Origin of the sequence: Vibrio sp. J502 (assembly GCF_025397955.1) — a bacterium.
In the GTDB taxonomy this organism is placed as follows: domain Bacteria; phylum Pseudomonadota; class Gammaproteobacteria; order Enterobacterales; family Vibrionaceae; genus Vibrio; species Vibrio anguillarum.
On the sequence record NZ_CP104554.1, the window covers coordinates 2,426,179 to 2,447,573 of the forward strand.

Consider the following 21,395-nt stretch of genomic DNA (forward strand, 5'->3'; position numbering starts at 1 on the left):
TACTACATCATCACAACGTCAAATTGTTCTTGGATATAAAGTGGCTCCGCTTGGATACGCACTTCTTTTCCAATAAACACTTCCAACTCAGCAAGGGCATGAGACTCATCACCTTGCAAGGTTTCTGCCACCGCAGGGGATGCGTAAACCACAAATTTATCCGCATCGTAAGCGCGGTTGACACGCGTGATTTCACGTAAGATTTCGAAACAGACGGTTTCAACGGTTTTCACACTGCCGCGGCCTTCACAGGTTGGACAACTCGAACATAACACGTGTTCAATACTTTCACGGGTGCGCTTACGCGTCATCTCGACCAAGCCTAACTGCGTAAAACCATTAATATTCGTTTTGACGCGATCTTTAACCAGAGCGGCATCTAACGAGTTGAGCACTCGCTTACGGTGCTCTTCAGACATCATATCGATAAAATCAATAATGATGATGCCCCCTAAGTTGCGCAAACGTAACTGACGGGCAATGGCTTGGGTCGCTTCCACATTAGTATTAAAAATGGTTTCTTCGAGGTTACGACGGCCAACAAACGCGCCAGTATTGATATCAATTGTGGTCATGGCTTCGGTTTGGTCGATGATAAGGTATCCACCAGACTTGAGCTCCACTTTACGCTCGAGAGAACGCTGAACCTCGTTTTCGGTGTCGTACATATCAAAAATAGGCTTGTCACCTTCATACAGTTCAAGCTTATCGGTTAACTCAGGCACAAACTCTGAGGTAAACTCTTTGAGGTTCTCAAATTCAAGTCGTGAATCGACTAAAATCCGCGTCAAATCGGTGCCGACAAAATCTCGTAAAATACGCTGAGCTAAACCCAATTCGCCATACAGTGTCGAGCGTGTTTTGTATTTAACTCGACGCTCCAACACTTTCAGCCATAGCCGTTTAAGAAAGGCGGCATCTTGTGAAAGCTCTTTCTCATCAGCCCCTTCAGCGGCGGTACGAATAATGAACCCACCGTGCTCATCACAATAATGAGCCACGACTTTTTTGAGACGATCACGCTCTGATTCACTTTCAATGCGTTGTGAGACACCAACATGACTTGCGCCGGGCATAAAAACGAGATAGCGCGAAGGTAGGGTAATATCTGTCGTTAAACGGGCGCCTTTAGTGCCTAATGGATCTTTGACCACTTGCACCACGATATCTTGGCCTTGACGAACTAGCTCTGAAATATCACGAACTTGAAACTGCTGTTTTTCGTTCTCAGCCACACATTCAGTATGAGGAACAATGTCAGAAGCGTGAAGAAAAGCGGCCTTGTCTAAACCAATATCGACAAAGGCGGCCTGCATTCCTGGAAGAACTCGGCTGACTTTTCCTTTGTAAATATTGCCCACAATGCCGCGTTTCGCTTCTCGCTCAATGTGGACCTCTTGAAGAACTCCGCCTTCAATCATCGCCACTCGAGTTTCACTCGGGGTGACGTTTAGTAGCAACTCTGCACTCATGAGTACACCTCAATGTTTTTAATTATATAAATTCGTGCAAGAGCTGGTCAGTTTCGAATAATGGTAATCCTACAACAGCGTAATAGCTGCCTTCGATCTTCGTTACAAATCGTCCACCCAATCCTTGAATGCCATAACTGCCAGCCTTATCGCAAGGTTCACCCGATTGCCAATATTGTTCTATTTCTTCATCTGACAAAGGTTTAAACCATACATCCGTCGTTACCACGACGGATTTAGAATGATCATGTGTTGCTACGGTTACGGCCGTCATCACTTGATGTTTTGTACCAGATAAGCTGCGTAACATCTGTTGTGCTTGAGCAAAATCAGCAGGTTTTTCAAGTACTGTTTCACCTTGCACGACTATGGTATCAGACCCAATAACTATCGAAGCAGGGTTGGATAAAGCAACACCAGCCAGTGCCTTATCACGTGATAAACGTTCAACATACACTGCTGGGGCTTCATGCTCATTACGGCATTCTTCAACGTTGGGCACCACAATATCAAACTGATAACCCAGTTGAGTCAGTAACTCTCGTCTTCTTGGCGAGCCAGAAGCTAATACAATTTTTTTATTCATCATCTAAGGTGCCAGTGGCGTCGCACACGACGAAGCAGTAGGAACATCCAAGGCCATAATATGCAATTGATCATACCAACCCATAGTGAGAGCGGGTTAAATGTCACATCTTGAATTAAATATTCGCCGCAAAAGATCAGCACTTCAAGCAACATAGATAACACGCCAATGATTACGGCTTGTTGCCATAACGCCATATTACGCAGCACTAAGAAGTTAATCGCCACTAAGTAGACAACAATGGCCATCATCATGCCACGAATGCCCAATGTTGAACCAAGCAGCAGATCCCATAACAAACCAAGGATCAAAGCCGACCCTACGTTGACTCGATGCGGCAACGCTAAAACCCAATAGCATGTCACCAGCAGTAACCACGATGGGCGCAGTAGATCCAGCTCACCCGGCCAAGGGATAGTTTGTAAAACCAGAGCAAAGAGAAATGATGCACCAATCACCAATTTACTTTTCACGACACTACTGGCCATCGGTTGCTTCCTCTAACATTTTCTCTGGTGTAACTTGCAATACTTTCTGTTGCCTATCTTCGTTAGGCCAGATCAACAGCAAATAACGTAGACGATCAAAATCCACCACGGGATCGGCGGTGATCGACGCAAATTCACGCTGAGTATCTTTGTCGACCACCGAAACGTGTGCGACAGGATAACCTTCAGGATATACGCCCCCTAAACCTGATGTGACGAGCAAGTCACCCACTTCAATATCGGTGCTGGTGGGAATGTGTTCCAATTGAATACGATCCACCTGGCCATTCCCTGAAGCAATCACTCGAATATCATTACGAATAATTTGCACTGGAATCGCACTATTGGTGTCAGTCAGCAACAACACCCGGCTGTTATGCGCCGCCACAAAAGTCACTTGACCAACAATACCTTTATCGTTGATAACGGGTTGCCCTTCGTAAACGCCATCCGTTCGCCCTTTATCAATCACAACTTGGTGACGATAAGGTGAGGTATCGACCGCCATCACCTCAGTGACAACCTTCTTTTCATCACGAACAAAAGAAGATCCAAGCAATTTACGTAACCGTTGGTTCTCTTCTCGGTATTGATCAAACAAGATCAAATCACTTTTCAAGGTGATCGCTTCTCGCTTTAAACGTTGATTCGATTCAATCAGTTTTTGATGAGTGGCGAATCGCTCATACAGATCATCAAACATGCTGCGCGGTAAATCCGCCATGTATTGAATGGGAGCCACTAAGCTATTAAGAAAAAAACGAACGTTGGAAAAAGCACCTAAACGACTATCAGCCAGCATAAGACTGGCTGATAAAATCACGGCAAAAAAGAGACGTAGCTGAAGAGATGGTCCTCGACCAAATATTGGCTTCATTCTATAAAAATCCTAGATGTCATGATGGGAGCTTTACGGCTCCCAAAGCCATTATTCTTCGCTAAATAGGTCGCCACCGTGCATATCGATCATTTCCAACGCTTTACCGCCACCAAGGGCAACACAGGTTAGAGGATTATCGGCAACCACGACTGGTATTCCCGTTTCTTCGGTCAAGAGGCGGTCGATATCTTTGAGCAGCGCTCCACCACCGGTTAATACCATACCATTTTCTGAGATATCAGAAGCAAGCTCTGGCGGACACTGTTCAAGCGCAACCATCACCGCAGAAACAATACCGGAAAGCGGTTCTTGCAGTGCTTCTAAGATTTCATTGGAGTTAAGAGTAAAGCTACGAGGGACCCCTTCAGCAAGGTTACGACCACGAACTTCAATCTCCATCACTTCATCGCCGGGGTAAGCCGAGCCAATTTCATGTTTGATTTTCTCTGCGGTCGCTTCACCGATTAAGCTGCCGTAGTTACGACGCACATAATTGATGATCGCTTCATCAAAACGATCACCGCCGATACGCACAGAGGAAGAGTAAACCACACCGTTCAAGGAAATAACGGCAACTTCAGTCGTACCGCCACCGATATCGACCACCATTGAACCCGTTGGTTCAGAAACACGCAGACCAGCACCGATGGCCGCCGCCATAGGCTCATCAATCAAATACACTTCACGCGCGCCAGCACCAAGTGCTGATTCACGAATCGCACGGCGTTCAACTTGGGTGGAGCCACAAGGCACACACACAAGAACGCGAGGGCTTGGTTTGAGTACACTGTTGTCATGCACCTGCTTGATGAAGTGTTGCAACATTTTTTCGGTCACGTAGAAATCCGCAATCACGCCGTCTTTCATAGGACGAATTGCAGAAATATTCCCCGGCGTACGACCAAGCATCTGCTTAGCGGCATGACCGACAGCAGCAACGCTTTTTCCACCACGACCTTTATCTTGGCGAATAGCAACAACGGAAGGCTCGTCGAGGACAATACCTTGTCCTTTAACGTATATAAGAGTATTGGCGGTACCTAAATCGATCGATAGATCGTTGGAAAACATGCCACGCAGTTTTTTGAACATATTCTTCGCTCGTCCTGCAAGAATTAGAAGATAGAAAATTGCACTAAATGTACCAATGCCTTGCGATCACAGCAAGGCGTTGACGCATAAACATGGACTGAAACACGCAATTTCTAACAGATTCCTAACTTAGGTAGAAAAATCTCTATGAATTTGTGTGAATTATCCGGTTAATTTTTTTCACGCCACCAGATTACCCGGTCGCTGCCTCGGTACAATCCAAACTGTACTCGGCCTGAGACTTCATTTTCAAACGCGCTATTTTGATCATTGTAGAGACGCAACCAAGGCAACCCATGAGCATTGAGATCAAGCAAAGTATCAATGAATCCTTGATGACCCGCTCCCGGAGCCGTAAAGTTGATATTCGCGGTACCCAAAGTGAGCGTTTGACTGACTAAAGTAGAATCGACTTCAGGAGCACCAGCCGATCCAAGAGTCAAATCGGTCGGTGTAAGTGTAAAATTCGCCAGTGCAGGTAATAACGTACAACGATCAAAGTTATTGGTAACAAACCCGTTTGAAGTGAAATATTCACTCGTGACTGGCTGACTCAAGCCGCTGGTTTCTGGGCCATAAGTGTCGTGGATTACCAGCTTACCCCAGCGCAGTTTCATCTCTTCATCAATATCTGTAATCGTATAGTCTAGGCAAGGATCACTGGCCGTTGCGCGGTAGCAAACCCCATCAAGATCTGTAAGATCGGATGCTAAGAGGATAAGATCTAGATTGCTGTTAAAAGGCACTATCGGCTGTGATGGTTTTTGATAAATTAACTCTTCCCCGAAAAGCTCAACGCGAGAATCAACGCCATTGACTCGGTTCACACTCGTCAAATCGCTATCAAAGCTGATTGGTAAACTATTCACAGTATCATTATATATTCGGTTGTCCCACTGCCGATCATAACGCCACCAAGCACTGTCGAAATAATTGATCGTTTCACTGCCTGACGCGGATCTTGGGTGTAAGTAAATACCCGGATTGTCTTTATATCCAAACGGTTGTCCTAAATAACTGAACGATTCGTCATTCGGAGAAGTCACCTCACACTCAGCCTGTAAGCTGGTCACCACCGAAGAAGGAGAAAAATAGGCTGGGATAAAACGACCTATCGGGCCCGTTGAGGCAACGGCAATCGGCAGATTCTCACTCGCTAAATCGAGTCCAAGATACGTCGTTGGCGCGTTCAGCGAGAAATCAAACACCCCAACCTCACTCACTCTTTGTTGTACAGTCGTCGAGCTACCTAATTGGTGATCATATTCAACTTCACCGAGAGCACCGGGCACGCCTGTCGCTGGTGCGATTAGAGTATGTTTAAGCTCAATGTTTGCTTGTTGATAATTTGTCACTACTAAATTGTTAGTGAAATCATTATCCTCAATCGGTGCCTCCGCAACCGCTTTGATATTGAGATTAAAGTTTTCATCCGCCCTAGCAAAAATATCACAGCTAATATCGGCATTAGGACACGCTCCACTAACACCATAATAACTGGTCGCGCTGAGTACTAAAGCACGAGGAACTCGTATAAAAGTCGTTTGACCTGTTAGTTGCAAATCCTGCTCATCACCACTTCCCGTTAAACGGGCATTCAAAGCCAGGCTGCCAGCCTCACGATAGGAGACGTTAATACTCGCCTCACCATTTTGGTTGAAATTGAGCACCACTGGCGCCGCAGTATTGGATGACGGCCCTACCGCCACACTATTCACACCAACCGATAAAGCTCTAAAACCTTGCCCCCCATTAGGGCTCAAGTAATCACTCCAAAAGGAAACGGGTTTTTGTACATTTTTAAAACTAGGCAAACACAGTTGTGAAGCGTTATCTTTTCGTACCGCTTTAATGGTCCCAGTTACCGATTGATTGGCATAGGAATTAGGCACATCCAAAATGAAGCCACTATCAACGAAATTAAGTGTACAATTTTGGGCAGAATACCCCCCACTACCATATCGACAAAGATTGGTCGAAAAAGGTTTCGCACTAGGTACTGAGCTCTGAACCCCCACAGTTACATTCCCTGCACTATTTTTACGAAGCTTCAGATTAGCAATACCATTCGTCATATTAACTTGGGAGCCACCTTGCCATCCACCGCCAGCAGAAGGCAATGAATTTGGTAGTAAAGTCGCGGTGATCGGCTGTTGGTAAAGCTCACTACAACTGCTATTTGCACAAGCTTGTATTTGTACATCAGCGGCGTTGCAAGTTAGCCCATCTGACGATGGTAAAGTAAAACGAAAATGATCAACCTGCTCCCCCACGTCACGAGACTTCAAGGCACAAACCTTAAAGTTTTCAATCTCATGGTTATTAACAGAAGCCCCTGTTGAGCCTGCAAGAGAAAGTAAAAACTCTTCAGGTGTCGCACCTTGATTAGGATTCGATAGCACATTAAACCAATCGATAACTGTCTGCATATTGCCATTCACCAGACGATCCACACGAACATAAACCGCGTTATTATTTCGTGAATCGATGGTGATGAAATAGCGATGCCCGGGACCTGGCCCTGGAAAAGAACAGTTACCGCCCCACCATTGACAAGTACGACGTACATCCAGCTTGGGGTTCAAATTAGCGGCAGTTCCCACTAGATAGCGATAACTTGCGGCTTCAGAGCCTCGAATGGCAACGGCTTGGCGACGAAAACCAGGCCCTCCGACTCTTCCCTCTGTTGGGTTGGAATAATTTCCCCATTCATCCAAACCAACCCCAAGCCAACCTCCAGCAAAACCCGGCTTAATTGGATTGGAACTTGTGGTGGGTGCATACCCTAGAGAGCCGCCAAAACCACCCGTTCTAGGGATAATCTCGGCATCCGAAAAAATAATCGACACCCCATCAGCACCATCACCGGTTAAATTCGCCCACGCATAGTAATCAAACTCAACAGTAACTAAGTTGCCAGCCGCTGGGAAAATTCGTTGATAAGTCACTGCGGTTGCTTGGTTATTCTGATCCTCAGTTAAGCGTAAGCGATTACTAATCAAACTCGGCGTAAAGCTACCAGTACTAGTATAAGGGATCCAATTCTGACCAAGCGAGGAGCGGTTAAAATCATCCTCAAAACAAGCATAGCCTTGCTGCTCATTTTGATTGATCTGAGTATTCCCCTCCATCATTAATCGGCGGCTTGTCGTACGGCCATTGATTGTGGCAGAGTTATTCAGAGCTAGAGTGTTACCTATGTAAACATAACCATTAACTTGTGTATTACCATTCAGAGAAAGATTATTAAATCCAACGATCGTTAAATTCCCCGCACCAGAAATATTGATATCTGAACTATTCCAGCTAGAACTATTTTTTATAAATAGCCGAACATCGCCTTCTACTTCAACAATTGCATTGGAGTTTAGCTGTAATGTTTCAATCCAATAGTCACCGGACGACAACACAAGAGTTGCGCTTGAGCCCATATCTAAAGACTTTATTTTATATTCAGACAACCCTGAAAATTGAAGCGTGCAGCTATCGTATAGTTGTAGTTTTCCTATATTTGATTGGTTCAATACTATGCTTTGTCCACTATAACACCAGTTGATTTGGTTATTATTATTACTGGAATTTTTGAATGCATTCCCACCGCTTAAACTTAAGGAAGCCACACCTCCCCCTGTAACTTGGCAAAACTGATCATCACAACGAGCATTTTGGCGTTCAGAAATATTGTTGATGGAACAAAATGCCAGTGGGTCACCCGCTGTTCCCGTAATCTGTGAGTATCCGTATTGGATAAGTTGAGGATTTGGAGAGCTTGCACAACTGCCCTGACCTTGGGCAACGTGAGGAAAATAGATAGAATTATCAATCTGCTGGAAAGCCATTACACTTGTAGCAGAGATAGATAGTATTGTGCTGAGCAGTATGCTAATCAGCCATTTATAGTGAATCACTTTTCACCCCCACTTCGATGACTCGCTGCAACATCCAATCGCCAGACTGACAACGCCCGGTTGACGAGAGTTGATGAACAGTACGGCCATCATCCATTGTACCCACCAAATTACATTTAACCTGTGCGCTACATTGCGCTAATCCTTCACCTTCAAAAGTGAGTGATTGTACTGAATTAGTATGGCAACTCCCGTCGGTTGTCGTTTGATAAAAACGACTCAGTTCAACGTTGATCGCCGATCGCGCCGCCATTTCAGCTCTTGTCCCTAACACCATCGAAACCAATTGCTGGCTATTGCGCTGTTGATTACGGTTAGCGACCGATGCAACAAAGCCGACCACCACAATGATAAAGATGACCAATACTAAGCCGCTGCCTTGCTGTTTACGGCGTGTTGTAGATAAGCGCATCATGGTCAAACTTTACCTCCTCGCCGCGGTCGGAAAATGTCAGTTCAATTTTCACTAAGCCGTTGCGTTGTAGCTCTGGCTGCGTGACGTGAAAATTGGCTTGGCTTATGTTTTCAGCCATCAATACTGGAGTGCCAAGCTGTTCAGGGCTGAGCGCACTGCGATTAAGCGTGTAATCCGCGTAACGATAAATACGGCTGTTCTGATAACAAAAAGCCACTGGCGTGCGATAAAAATAGACTCGCTTAGCTGGCGATTGAATTACAAACCCAGTCGGTTGTGTCAAGGCTACATCGACCATGCTTGTGTTGTTGGGTGGCGTAAAATCAACATCTCCGTTTACTTGCGCTGTTTGCCCGCTGGCACTTGGCGCTTGGCGTAGCGAAGCGGCGTTGGTTAGGAACACGACTAGACGATCGCCATTGAGTACCTTTTTGTCGATCGGCAATAAACGCACAGCAGCCGAAGGCGATTGCACGGTTGGCAGGTCGTTGTAGATCGCGCTGTCAGTGATCGGCAAAAACTCAATGCAACCATTTTCTACCATCACGCTGTTTGGTACCGCTTCACGCAGTTCTCGGCTCAGCCGCTCAGTAACAAAGCGCCCTTGTTGGATCAAAGCTTCGCGGGCGGTGGTATCAACATAAATACCCATACTTTGGCGGATCACAGAGCCTAAAAATAGCCCGACCACCGACAACAGAATAATCGCAATCACCATTTCAATCAGGGTAAAACCACGCATCAGAAATTGCCCTTAATCGCCGCAAACGGGTAGCGATTGCCCTTCGGGTCAATGATCACCACAGAAACCCGTTTATAGTGGGTCAGTTGGTTAGCGTTCACTCCGCTGAGTTGCCCACCACTGTCTTGCTCATAAAATACTTGAATCTCAACGTTATAACGTTGGTAATCAGCACTGATATCAATGCCTAATACGTCTTTAACCGATCCCGTTAGGCCATGGAAATCATCCACATCGTTGTACAACGTATTATTGGTTTCACTAGGTTCTGGACCCAGTAGCGCTACAGATGTACACACTTCTCGTCCTAATGCTGTCACTAATACACACTCAGGCACTCCACCATTAGGGCCGGAGTTTTCGTCAAAGGCTCGGCCCATCACTTCATCCATAACCGCGCGACCTAACTCGGCGGCTTTTACTGCTAGCACCTGTTCAGCGCTTTGTTGCGAGCGAGGATAAAGCGCGGCTGTAATGCCTGTCATGGCTATTGCTGTTACCGTGATAACGATGATCATCTCAATGAGAGTAAACCCGCGCGGCGCGTTAACACGCATAAATGTACCCCTCGCTATTGATGCACACTTGGCGAGATTCACCCGATTGCAGATTATTTAAGGTAACGGTGCAGTTTGCCGTTAAGCACTGCGTGGCGCGGCCTAAACTATCAAAATCTAAAAAATAGCTGCCATCGTTATTGGTTAACGTCAGGGTGATATCGTTCGCAGCCGCGTCAACAAAACTACTGTCGGTTGCAGGACTGAGCAGTGAAGTAGTGCAGGCACCAGCAGAAACAGAAGGAGATACTTGCTGCGCTTGATTATTGCTGACTAACCAGCGATTGCAAAAACCAGTGCGCTGCATAGCGCGGTTTTGGGTTAGACGCAATGAGGCCAACACTTCGCTTTGTGTGGTCACGCTTGAAAAGGAGGAGATACCGGTATAACGGCTTGCTGCATATACAGCCACAATGCCCAGCAGCACAATTACCACGACCAGTTCGATCAACGTAAAACCACGCCGTGCTGCTAAATGTTGCTGCATTTTATACCTCTAGCGAAAAAACAAGTGCTTAAAGTATATAAGAAATTTCCGTAGTGGGCTTAAGTTTTACTGACTTTTGTAGGTGAGAAATAACTAGCAGTAAAGGCCAGCAATGCTGGCCTTTATTAAATCTAATTACAATTTGAGACAGATATTGCAGGTTGAGCGTTACTTACCGCTGGATCAATTGCATAGGTCACAGAACATGAACTAGCATTTGCTCCTGTTACACCACTCTTAAAGCTATATGAAATCGATGTTGTTGGTGAAGATGCGACAACGCTCCAATCACCACTCAATCCAGAAACTGCTTTGCCAATACCATCAACACTTGCTTCAGGGTAACCCCAAACAAGTTTCACAGCGTCAGTTCCAATTGTGACTGTTTTACCTTGTGAGACAGACTCATTCCCATCAATAGCAGCTCGTCCATAAACTATCCCGGCGGATCCATCCATAGCTCCTTTTAACCCTTGTAAAGAAGCTTGGCGCGCATCGCCTTGCAAATTCAAAAAACGTGGTGCGGCGGTGACGGCGAGAATGCCGAGAATCACAATCACAACCACAAGTTCGATTAGGGTGAAACCGTTTTGTCTTTTCATAGTTACTTTCTCTCTATGTTTTAATCAATGCGCAGACTTACTGCAAAGTGACGGTCACACGACCAGTTTTTATCTCATACACAAACTGGTGCGCGGTTCCGCCCTCTTTTTGCACATAAGTGCAAGTGGCTTGACCGTCATCGGCTTGTGCTGAATATTTTACATTAGCGTTATTGGCTGCATTAGCGACTGTGTCAACTTTTGGTGGGTTTTGCAGCAAATTATCCATTAAATCAATACATGACTGATCCGTAATCGCCGCTGGATAACTGGTATTATCGGTATTGAGCGCCAACGGATAACCGTCCCTAAAACCGGTCGCGGCGCCACTGCTAGCTGTAGAGCGAGTCAGCCAGAAATTGACACCATCATAGTTGACGGTGTTTTGTTTTTCCGAGCCCAAAGTCACAGAGGTTCTTGCCTGAGCTTCCCACTGAGCACGCGCCGATAGAACACCTGTAGCAAAACCACCGGCAACCCCTTCGATGCTGGCTTTTTTCGCTTCATCGGTGACATCTAGAAAGCGGGGTAGCGCTGCAACGGCTAATAAGCCGACAACCACAATCACTACGACTAATTCAACTAAGGAAAAGCCCGTTTGTTTGTTATCCATGCTCTACCTATCTCTTTGTTATTACCGTGTATTATACGCATTTGTTCTCGCATCGCTACGAGCGAGTGCCCATTTCACTGCTTATGTCGAAAACTCATGCTGAAAAATCGACGCTTACTGTAAACTTATCCCTTAAAAGCTCAATGGTTATCACCTGTTTTTGGCTGTAAACATAGCGACATTGATACAGGTTCGCTTGATGGGCCGATTCAATTGAAATCACTTTGCTCTCAAGCAGTTGTTCATCTGGGTATAGCAGGCTTAACCAATAACGACAATTTATACTTGATTCATTCGCAGCCAATGGTAATACCCAGCCTGTTGCACTCATATTGAGTAATCGACCATTCGCGATTAAAGTTGAGGGCAGCCCCTTTAATAACCAATCTTGCTTATAAAAATTGGCACTTTCTACGATTTTACTGCTCGCCATCGCTAATGCGGTTTGATTGGCTTCTTTTTCTATCGACTGCCATGCTGATAGCAAAGCCATCAAAAGAACAAATACAATCAACCCCCAAATTACGAACTGAGAACGCTCTATCGCCGTTTTCATCTGACAACCTTTATCCTTTGATCGCGTCGAGCATTCCCCACATTGGCAAAAAGATGCCAAGTGCCAGCACCAACACCATAGCGGCAACAATCACCAATAAAATCGGCTCTATGCGCGCGGTGAGGGTTTTGAGATCGTAATCCACCTCTCTATCATAGAAGTCCGCGACTTCAAGTAGCAACTCATCAATGCGCCCTGTCTCTTCACCCACCGAAATCATCTGAATAACTAATGGCGTAAAAATATTGGCGTTTACCGCGGTGGTGGATACGCTTGTTCCCGCTTCAATGGCAGCTTTCATTTCTAACAGGCGAGATTCTAGAAATTTGTTATCCAACGCTTCGGCAGATAATGCTATCGATTGGTTTAACGGCACCCCCGCTTTCAACATCAAGGCAAAAGTTCGAGAAAAACGCGCCAATTGCGCTCGGTTCACTATGCCGCCGACAATAGGCATTCTTAAGCGAAACTTATCCCACTTTTGACGCCCTGCGGCTGTGCTAAGCCAAGCTCTGAAAGCAAATAAACACCCAAGCAATACGCCTATCATCATCGGCCAGTAGTTGACAAAGAAATCTGACATACCAATTAAAATGCGAGTTGGCAGCGGTAAATCAACCCCGAAACGGCTAAACATGCTAGTAAATTGTGGGATCACTTTAACGTTGAGAATGAACATCGCGACCAAAATAAAGCTGATAACAAAACTCGGATAACGCATCGCCGTTTTAATCCGTTTACGAGTTTCGACTTCTTGCTCGTAGTAATGAGACAATTGTAACAAGGCTTCATCAAGCCGCCCTGTGTTCTCACCGACGTGGATCATCGACACAAACAACGGGCTAAAGACTTTCGGGTACATCTGCATTGAGCTCGATAAACTGCGCCCGTTGGTTAGCTCATTACTAACCGCTTCCAATGCTTCTTTAAGCTGTTTATTGGCACAATTTTGGATAAGTCCTTTCATCGAGCGCAGCAGCGGCACTCCCGCCTTGGTCAAGCTGTAAAGCTGACGACAGAAGATTACCAACACCTCAAGTGGCACACTTGGGGTAAACAGCGATTTCCAATCAATCGAAAAATCAGCCCCTTGGTCTGACGAAATTAAGGTCGGAATCACGCCTTTGTTAAATAGCGCTTCCGCCGCGAGCTCTTCTGTCGGGGCATCAACATGCCCCGAGGTTTTGCTACCATCTAAATTTCGACCCTGATAACGATACGTTGGCATGAGTAACCTTAACTATAGATAGATGGCTTGAATGATGCCGGATGAATCACCTTCACCTAAGCTCATCACTTCATCTAAACTGACAACCCCTTGTAGCGCCAACTCCATCGCCGAAGCTAGCAGCGGTTTGTACTGCTTCGACTGACGAGCGGCTTGCGCAAAACTAACCGCATCGTTGGCGCGCAGCGCATCCATCATCTCGTGTTCAAGTTCTAGCATTTCAAAAACCCCAATTCGCCCACGGTACCCCGTCAAATTGCAGTTCTGGCACCCACGCCCACGCGTAAAAGCCGCTTCAACTTGATTTGGGAAACGCACCGTCAGCCACTGTCTACGGGCTTCATCAACCTCATCCACCGCTTTACAATCGGGGCAAACTTTACGCACTAAACGTTGGGCAACCACCGCCCGCACGGCGCTGGCCACTAAATAGCCCGGTGCGCCCATGTCCATCATGCGCAAGGCGCTATCAACCGCATCATTGGTGTGTAAGGTGCTCAACACTAAGTGGCCGGTTAAGGCCGCGCGCAAACCAATTTCAACGGTTTCTTGATCGCGCATCTCCCCGACTAGAATAATGTCCGGGTCTTGACGCAAAAAGGTTCTCAGCACCGTTGAGAAATCAAGGTCAATTTTAGGGTTGATTTGCACTTGGCTGATGCGTGGCAATCGGTACTCAACCGGATCTTCTGCGGTAATGATTTTTTTACCGGGAACATTGAGCTCTGATAACGCGCCGTACAGCGTCGTCGTTTTCCCTGAGCCAGTTGGGCCGGTTACTAAGATCATGCCGTGTGGACGTTTAAGTTGATGACGTAAACGCTGTAAAATATCATCAGGAATACCTGACTCTTCCAGTTTACGAACTCCGGATGATTGGTTGAGCAAACGCATCACCACCGATTCACCGTATTGTACAGGCATGGTCGACATACGAATATCGACCGATTGGCCTTTGGCTCGGATATTAAAACGGCCATCTTGTGGGAGGCGTTTTTCTGAGATATCAAGATTGGCCATCAATTTTAAACGCAGCACTAAAGCCGAAGCGATGTTGGTTTCATTGAGTAGGGTTTCGTGTAATACCCCATCAATCCGCTGGCGCAAACGCAATACGTTGGCATCAGGTTCGATATGAATATCAGACGCCCCGACCTGAATCGCATCTTCAAATAGAGAGTTGATGAGCTTAACAACGGTCACTTCATCACTGTCATCATCACCGATATCGAAATCAAAGGCGGTATTGCCTTGGTGTTCCAGTTGTAGCTGCTCGGCAAAGGACGCAATTTCCTTGGTGCGGCGATAGTAACGATCAAACCCTTCAACCAATTGTTTTTCTGGAGCAATAACAAATTCAAAACTGTATTGGGGTAATTGAGTGAGCAGAGATTCTTGAGCAAACAGATCCGCCGGATCACTCATTGCGATGCGCAGCGTGTCGCCATTTTTGCCAATGATTAAAGCGCGTAAACGGCGTGCATGTACCTCCGGGAGGATCTGCACTGCATCAATATCGACATTGGCTCGGCTGAGATCGATCAGCGGCAGCGAAAGTTGCTGCGATAAGAAGCTAAGCATCTGCTGCTCTGACAAAAAGCCGAGTTCGATCAGTGTGTCACCCAGTTTACGTCCACTGCGTTTTTGCGCAGCGAGCGCTTGTTCAACTTGATTTTCAGTGATGATCCCTTCTTCAACCAGCAGATCACCTAAGCGTTTTCGTAGCTTAATTTGCACTCGCACTCTCCTCTAAACTGCTTAGTACGACTAGGCGATCACGAATAAACAGTTGCGACTGACTCGAGAGGCCAACTTTCGCAAGCGCTTGTTGGTAGGTATATTTGGCCGCCTGAAAATCCATCGTACGCTCTTGTGCTATCGCAAGCCCTAACCACCAACGTGCGTTCTCAGCATCAAGCTTGACTAAGCGTTGATAGCTTTCTAATGCGAGTGCATCTTGCTTGGCTTTTTGTGCCAAGGCTGCCCTTAGCGAGAGATAATCGATCGAAGCATTGTCAGGTAAATGAACTAACGGGGTTAACGCCGCTTCACTCTGCTTCTCTTTAATCAGCAATTTAGCTAACGCGATCCGCAAGCTTTCTCCATTATGATTGAGCTTTATACCGCTTTGTAAAATTTCAAAAGCTTTGCGTGCATCACCTTTGCCGTAATAGAGTGCGGATAATTTTTGACGGGCGAGTTCATTATCTGGAGTAAAGCGTAGCACTTCACTGTACGCATCCAGTGCCTCTTTGAGCTCATTGCTGTCCACGGCTTTATCAGCGCGGCTCATTGCTTTTACCGCCAGTTGCTCTGGCGTCAAATCCACTTGTTCAATCAAAACACTTGAGATTTTTTGGCCACTTTCAGCACCGAGCGCGACCGCACGGTTAGAATACAACGGCTGTTGATTGGCTAAGGCCGAATCCTGTTTAACCGTCACTGTGGGCGTTGCTAAATTTGACGTTTTTTTGTCCACTGCAACAACGGCAGTTTGATAAACGGGACGATGAACTGGAACAATTTTGGTGGTCGGAGAAACAAGCGCAGGCGAAGAGCTTCGCTCATCAACCTCTAACAACAGGCTCTTAGGTTCATTCACTATCGCTTGATTGGCCAGTGTCTGACTGACCACTGTTTGACTGACCATAGTTTGACCGACAATAGTTTGGTCAACCGCAGCTTGGTCAACCATAGCTTGCTGCTGTGACACCGCCCATCCACCGACCGCAAGGCTGGCAGCAAACCCGGCTACCATCCACAACCAAGCGCGGCTGCGTTTTACTTTCGCAACTTGCGCTGGTTGCAAGTTCACCACTGATTGGCGTTGCGCTTGTGCCAGTTTTGATAGTGCATCGTTCATCGCACTCATGATTAACTCCATCCCCACATAAAAGGGCGTTTAAACTTAGGCTTACAGGTATCAAACGTATCGTGAATCGCTGTAAATAGGTGCTGATTGCGAATTGTGCTGTCGTTTTGCGTAAAAGCCAGCAACAGAGCTTTGTGACACACTTGGTTAATCAAACGAGGGGTACCATAACTGGCTCGCCACAACGCTTTTTTCTGTTCAAGATTAAACAGTTGCGCATCACCTCCGGCTTTGCTCAAGCGGCTCTCGATATAAGCGACTGTTTCATCTAAAGAGAGCGGCCGCAGATAAGCGCTAAAAGTAATTCGTTGGCGAAACTGGCGCAGATGGTGCTGCGCTAAACGCTCATCGAGCTCTGGTTGGCCGATCAACACCAGTTGCAACAACTTTGTGTATTCTGTTTCTAAATTGCCGAATAAACGCAGCACTTCTAATGCATCGTCTGGTAACGCTTGTGCTTCATCAACAATCGCGACTACTCGTTTCCCCTGCTGCTTTAGCACAATCAATTGTTGCTGAATACGATCAACAATATCCGCATCATCTTGCTTACTAAGGCCTAGTTCGCTGGCGACAGCTTGGCGAAGTTCTCGACCATTAAGCGCTGGGTTGGGTAAATAAATCAGTGCAATATGATCATGTAAATAATTGATCAACATACGACACACCATGGTTTTTCCGGTTCCGACTTCTCCGGTTATCTTGATCACCCCTTCGCCTAAATCAATGGCAGCACTCACTGTCTGAATCGCCTCGTAATGTGGCGCTAAGCCTAAAAACAGTGATGTATTAGGCGTGAGATGAAAAGGCAGTTGCTCAAAACCAAAGTGCTCAAGATACATGATGTTTATTCTTCGTCTGGGAACCACTCCTGTAGTAGTTCACGCGAGCGTTCGAGCTCTTTTTGCCACGTATTAACACCCACAACCGTTGGTTTAAGCAAAATCACCAATTCGGTTTTCTCAGTCAGCTCAGAGGTGTTACGAAACAGATACCCTAAACCGGGTAAATCCCCCAAAAAAGGGACTTTAGATACTTGATTGGAGGTGTTGGATTTCATTAATCCACCAATCACCACCACGTCACCATCTTGTGCACGGATTACCGAGTCTGATTCGCGGATCGTACTGCGCGCTAATGGCAACACAATTTGGTTGCCTGCATATTCAATTTGTTTCGTCTGCTCGTCGACTTCAATCACAGCGGGGTGCACGTGCAATAGCACATTGCCTTGGTCATCAATTTGTGGCGTCACGTCAAGCGAGATACCCGAGAAAAAAGGCGTTAGTTGGATATCTGGTGCAACATTGGAGTTATCGCCATTACCAACCACACCCGTTACGTCAGTGACATAGTATTCATCGGTGCCGACTTTGATCACCGCTTTTTGGTTATTAGCAGCGGTGACTCTTGGACTGGATAGGACATTCAAATCCCCTTGAGTTCCCATGAAGTTAAGCACTGCTTTAAAACTGCCATCTGAAATGGTGACATTGGTTTGGCCTTGCAGCAGAGTGCCAATCGCATCCATCCCCGGCAGTAACGAGGCCGCACTACCGACCTTATTAATCACAACATCACCATTGCCAAAGGACATATTTGACCAATTGATCCCTTGCTGGTAACCATCGCTCAAGGTGACTTCTAAAATTTTTGCTTCAAGGATCACTTGTCGCTGCAGACGTTGCTGAGAAATGCCTAAAAACTCTCGCACTTCACGTATTTCATCTGGGTAGGCTCGAACAGTGATTACGCTCGCTTGTGGCGTGACAACAACGCCTTGACCTTTGCCCGAGCCAATCAGCTGTGCAACGGCTTTTTCAAGCTGCGGCCAGAAATCGCTTTCACTGGTGGTTTCAATTTCCGTTCCACCTTTCGAATTACTGGATGAGTTACTCGAATTGGAATTAGAACTGGAATTTGAGCTAGAACTACTCGAGGAACTAGAACCGGTATCCGTATTAGTGATCGTACCGGTGGTGATGGAAGTTAAAGAACGGCCCGTACGTTTAAGTTGTAAATAATCGACCGGGATAGTCACAGTACGCAGACCTGATGGGTAAACCTGAATCACTTTACCCTTTTTAATAATTTCATAGCCATACATGTCACGAACGACGGCCAATACATCATCCAAAGTCACGTCGGTTAGATTTACCGTTACACTTCCAGTAACTTCAGGGTGGATGGCGGCACTAAACTCAGTTCCTTTCACTAAACTGGTAAAAAATACCCTTGCATCCACATTATCAGCTTGGATACGAAAGCGTTTAACCGTTTCTTGACTGCGCGCTGTGATTCCCTCAATGTCAGGCATCAAGTCAGCTTCTACGGAGGCCGGTAGAACGGCTAGATTTCGGCTGTTGGCTTCATTAATCGCCTGATTCAAAGACTGTTTCATCTCAACTGGATCGCGATGCCCCATAGAACAGCCCATTAAGGATACGATGACTACGCCTAATACGATTTTACGCATACGATTTCTATACCTTACTGCTTGATGTCCAGAGAAAAGAGGCCTAAATCCCACGTCTTTCCTCTGCGAGAAAGGGTCACTTGCTGTGGTTCAATGGCTTCTACTGTGTAGCCAAATAGCGACTCTCCGATGCCAACCACTTGATCGTTAAGCACTGCCACACAAGGTATGGTTTGTTGGCATACAATACTTTGCAACCTAGGTAGCGGGTAACTCTCTATTTTATTGACAGGTGATGCGCTCTCACTCGCCCAACCTAATGGCGCGGTAGGATCTTGCGCTGCCCAACTACTGCATACAACACACATCAACAGTAGTGAAAAAACGGATCTAACCACCAATAAACTCCTGTCTAATGCCTAATGTGTACACTTCCATAATGACTCTGGCTTGGGGGTAATTTTCTACCTTGTATTGGAAATGACGCCAATAATACTTCATCGGTAAACTTTCTAAATTGGTCAAATAATTCAATATCGCGAAGTAATTACCGGTGAACTCCAATCTCACAGGATGAACATAATAGCCTGAATATTCAGATGATTGGTTGTTATTTGCAATCGGCTCTGCTGCTAATGACTCCATGGAGACCAACGTCAACTCTGGGCTGGTTGCCAAAACACTTTCAAGCAATTGCGCCATCTTCGCGGGTGTAATCAGTGAATCAACCAATGCTACCAGCTCAAGCGAGAGAGTTTGGCTCTGCGCCATTAACTGTTTGAATTCTAGATTGATCTCTTGATTCGGATCTTTATTAAGCTTAGCAGTCAATAACAGAATTTCACCTTGCATTCGCTGGTTCATCTGCTCAACAGACTGAAGCTGTAACCGATTAGCCGCCACCGATTTCATCGCGGGTTCGAGTAACAAGCTAAACAAGAGCAGTGTAATCACCACTAAGCCACACAGGGCGATCAACATTTTTTCACGCGAACTGATGGCTAAGAATTTGTTGCTGATGCTCTGCCAATTCATTGGCTATCCTCCGCTTTAGTTTTAAGCTCAAAGATGAGAATGCCTTGCTCATTGCGCGCAATTTTTAACTTTTCAAAACTACGTCCCACTAGGTTCAGTTCGCTTTTAAACTGACTTAACCAGTTTGGAATATCTTTCGCCTCTCTAGCCAAGCCTTGCAAATCGAGCTGCTCATGATGGATGGTAATGGTCGTTAATGAAATATCATCACGGCTGAGTGTGGCTAGCGAACGCATGACTCCTGAGTAACCGACCTGTTGTGATTGATCAAACTCATTAATCGAATCCAATGTGGCTTGTTTGCCCTTAATTTGCTGCTTCAAACGCTCAATCGCCGCCATTTTTTCAACCGATGGCTTATGCTTATCAACTTTCTGTTTGGTCGTTTCTAATTCAGCAGCAAGGACTTTATTTTGCGCTTGTTTAGCTTGTAGCTGCTGTTTCAATTGACTATTTTGCCATTGATAACTGGCATATACCAATAGCATCACTAAAGCGACAATGCCCCAAATCGCGCAGACCATGGAGAGTGAAAAATACTCTTTCTTCGGCTTAAGATGCGCCGGGTATAAGTTGAGCATTGAATCGTCAATGCGAGTCACTTGCTCCACGAGCAGATGCGCCGAACTCGGTAACCGCTCATCAAGCAGGGAAACTTTGACATTTAGGCGTTCATTTAATGCATCGACCAACTCTTGCTGCGCTTCTTCATCACACAGCACTTTTAGCTGATGTAATGAGGCCCCTTTAAGCTGCGAGGAAAGGTAATCGATCGAACGTTGCAGTTCTAACGCTAAGCCATCGAGCTGTAAAACCGAGCTGGCGACACCAGTAATGGGAGAGACAACACCTCTCATTGTGCGTTGAAAACAGCATTTTCGATCCACAAATGCGTCAAACTTAAAACTGCTGTTTTTACTGCGCTGTAGCAGCAAAAAATGCTCAAGATCACCGGCACTTCTCGCCCACACTTCATCTTCGGGAATTACTTTGCCTAACTCTAAACCCATCGCACTCAGTTGCGACGCCACTTCCAATACCGTGCGTTTTGAGACCACGTAGGCTTGAATTTTATTATCTGCGGGTAACGGAAAAGCATCAGCGATGATGTCAGTGACTTTCTCTGTCACCAGATCTTTCAATAAAAATGGCAGGGCGACTGACCACTCTTCTTTGGGTAACTGCGGTTTTTCTATTTGATAAGTTTGATAAAAATGAGCGTGGAGGACAAGGTTAATTACCGTACCCTTGATGTTGAGCGGTTTGAGTGCGTGAAAGAGTACCTGTTGCCACGTTGCACCATCAAGCGGGATCTCTGTCGGCAAAGTCGCATCATCCAAAGCCGAGAAATAGAGAGCATCAGGTCTTACGACAACGAACAATTGCCGCAACGTCGCTTTAGATGGTTTTAATTTATCAATCAGTGACTGAAGATTCATATAGGTT

Annotated in this window: 21 protein-coding genes; all 21 read right to left on the reverse strand. The window is 46.0% G+C overall.

Going from position 1 to position 21,395, the window contains the following annotated elements:
* Window positions 1–2 precede the first annotated feature (2 nt).
* The 21 genes from rng to N5E84_RS11255 all read right to left on the reverse strand — a co-directional run bounded on the left by rng (window position 3) and on the right by N5E84_RS11255 (window position 21,388).
* Window positions 3–1,472 (reverse strand): ribonuclease G, encoded by a 1,470-nt coding sequence (gene rng, locus N5E84_RS11155; RefSeq protein WP_017047090.1) that lies wholly within the window; start codon window positions 1,470–1,472, stop codon window positions 3–5.
* Between the two features lie 22 nt (window positions 1,473–1,494).
* Window positions 1,495–2,061 (reverse strand): Maf family protein, encoded by a 567-nt coding sequence (locus N5E84_RS11160; protein ID WP_026027832.1) that lies wholly within the window; start codon window positions 2,059–2,061, stop codon window positions 1,495–1,497.
* Window positions 2,058–2,546 carry a rod shape-determining protein MreD gene (mreD, locus tag N5E84_RS11165; protein ID WP_013857872.1) on the reverse strand — a complete coding sequence of 163 codons (489 nt, stop codon included), beginning with the start codon at window positions 2,544–2,546 and terminating at the stop codon, window positions 2,058–2,060. Before mreD ends, N5E84_RS11160 begins: the two co-directional genes overlap by 4 nt.
* Window positions 2,536–3,423 (reverse strand): rod shape-determining protein MreC, encoded by an 888-nt coding sequence (gene mreC, locus N5E84_RS11170; protein WP_013857873.1) that lies wholly within the window; start codon window positions 3,421–3,423, stop codon window positions 2,536–2,538. Before mreC ends, mreD begins: the two co-directional genes overlap by 11 nt.
* A gap of 51 nt (window positions 3,424–3,474) precedes the next feature.
* Window positions 3,475–4,518: a rod shape-determining protein gene (locus N5E84_RS11175; RefSeq protein ID WP_013857874.1), complete on the reverse strand. Its 1,044-nt coding sequence runs from the start codon at window positions 4,516–4,518 to the stop codon at window positions 3,475–3,477.
* 170 nt (window positions 4,519–4,688) lie between these two features.
* The gene (locus N5E84_RS11180; protein WP_019282024.1) at window positions 4,689–8,357 is read right to left on the reverse strand and encodes a DUF6701 domain-containing protein; all 3,669 of its coding nucleotides are present in this window, start codon (window positions 8,355–8,357) and stop codon (window positions 4,689–4,691) included.
* A 55-nt stretch (window positions 8,358–8,412) separates the two neighbouring features.
* Window positions 8,413–8,841, reverse strand: coding sequence for a hypothetical protein (locus tag N5E84_RS11185; RefSeq protein WP_019282025.1), 429 nt, complete (start codon window positions 8,839–8,841; stop codon window positions 8,413–8,415).
* Entirely contained in the window at window positions 8,813–9,583 is a 771-nt protein-coding gene (locus tag N5E84_RS11190; RefSeq protein WP_019282026.1) for a PilW family protein, read from the reverse strand. The genes N5E84_RS11185 and N5E84_RS11190 overlap by 29 nt, the downstream gene beginning before the upstream one ends.
* Window positions 9,583–10,140 (reverse strand): prepilin-type N-terminal cleavage/methylation domain-containing protein, encoded by a 558-nt coding sequence (locus N5E84_RS11195; protein WP_029388188.1) that lies wholly within the window; start codon window positions 10,138–10,140, stop codon window positions 9,583–9,585. The genes N5E84_RS11190 and N5E84_RS11195 overlap by 1 nt, the downstream gene beginning before the upstream one ends.
* Window positions 10,130–10,627, reverse strand: coding sequence for a prepilin-type N-terminal cleavage/methylation domain-containing protein (locus tag N5E84_RS11200; protein WP_019282028.1), 498 nt, complete (start codon window positions 10,625–10,627; stop codon window positions 10,130–10,132). The genes N5E84_RS11195 and N5E84_RS11200 overlap by 11 nt, the downstream gene beginning before the upstream one ends.
* A gap of 131 nt (window positions 10,628–10,758) precedes the next feature.
* On the reverse strand, window positions 10,759–11,229 hold the full coding sequence (locus N5E84_RS11205; protein ID WP_019282029.1) for a type II secretion system protein: 471 nt from the start codon (window positions 11,227–11,229) through the stop codon (window positions 10,759–10,761).
* Between the two features lie 37 nt (window positions 11,230–11,266).
* On the reverse strand, window positions 11,267–11,842 hold the full coding sequence (locus tag N5E84_RS11210) for a prepilin-type N-terminal cleavage/methylation domain-containing protein (protein WP_010320593.1): 576 nt from the start codon (window positions 11,840–11,842) through the stop codon (window positions 11,267–11,269).
* Between the two features lie 94 nt (window positions 11,843–11,936).
* A complete protein-coding gene (locus N5E84_RS11215; RefSeq protein WP_019282030.1) occupies window positions 11,937–12,398 on the reverse strand; it encodes a hypothetical protein in 462 nt (153 codons plus the stop codon).
* 10 nt (window positions 12,399–12,408) lie between these two features.
* Window positions 12,409–13,626, reverse strand: a complete 1,218-nt coding sequence (locus N5E84_RS11220) for a type II secretion system F family protein (protein ID WP_013857883.1) — start codon at window positions 13,624–13,626, stop codon at window positions 12,409–12,411.
* Window positions 13,627–13,638: 12 nt separating this feature from the next.
* Window positions 13,639–15,363 (reverse strand): GspE/PulE family protein, encoded by a 1,725-nt coding sequence (locus tag N5E84_RS11225; RefSeq protein WP_029388189.1) that lies wholly within the window; start codon window positions 15,361–15,363, stop codon window positions 13,639–13,641.
* On the reverse strand, window positions 15,353–16,498 hold the full coding sequence (locus tag N5E84_RS11230; RefSeq protein ID WP_069212138.1) for a tetratricopeptide repeat protein: 1,146 nt from the start codon (window positions 16,496–16,498) through the stop codon (window positions 15,353–15,355). Before N5E84_RS11230 ends, N5E84_RS11225 begins: the two co-directional genes overlap by 11 nt.
* Before the next feature lie 2 nt (window positions 16,499–16,500).
* Window positions 16,501–17,340, reverse strand: a complete 840-nt coding sequence (locus N5E84_RS11235) for an ExeA family protein (RefSeq protein WP_029388190.1) — start codon at window positions 17,338–17,340, stop codon at window positions 16,501–16,503.
* Between the two features lie 5 nt (window positions 17,341–17,345).
* Window positions 17,346–18,974, reverse strand: a complete 1,629-nt coding sequence (gene mshL, locus N5E84_RS11240) for a pilus (MSHA type) biogenesis protein MshL (protein ID WP_069212137.1) — start codon at window positions 18,972–18,974, stop codon at window positions 17,346–17,348.
* Window positions 18,975–18,988: 14 nt separating this feature from the next.
* On the reverse strand, window positions 18,989–19,315 hold the full coding sequence (locus N5E84_RS11245; RefSeq protein WP_017043833.1) for an MSHA biogenesis protein MshK: 327 nt from the start codon (window positions 19,313–19,315) through the stop codon (window positions 18,989–18,991).
* A complete protein-coding gene (gene gspM, locus N5E84_RS11250) occupies window positions 19,305–19,949 on the reverse strand; it encodes a type II secretion system protein GspM (protein WP_019282033.1) in 645 nt (214 codons plus the stop codon). The genes N5E84_RS11245 and gspM overlap by 11 nt, the downstream gene beginning before the upstream one ends.
* The gene (locus N5E84_RS11255) at window positions 19,946–21,388 is read right to left on the reverse strand and encodes a hypothetical protein (RefSeq protein ID WP_019282034.1); all 1,443 of its coding nucleotides are present in this window, start codon (window positions 21,386–21,388) and stop codon (window positions 19,946–19,948) included. The genes gspM and N5E84_RS11255 overlap by 4 nt, the downstream gene beginning before the upstream one ends.
* Window positions 21,389–21,395 lie beyond the last annotated feature (7 nt).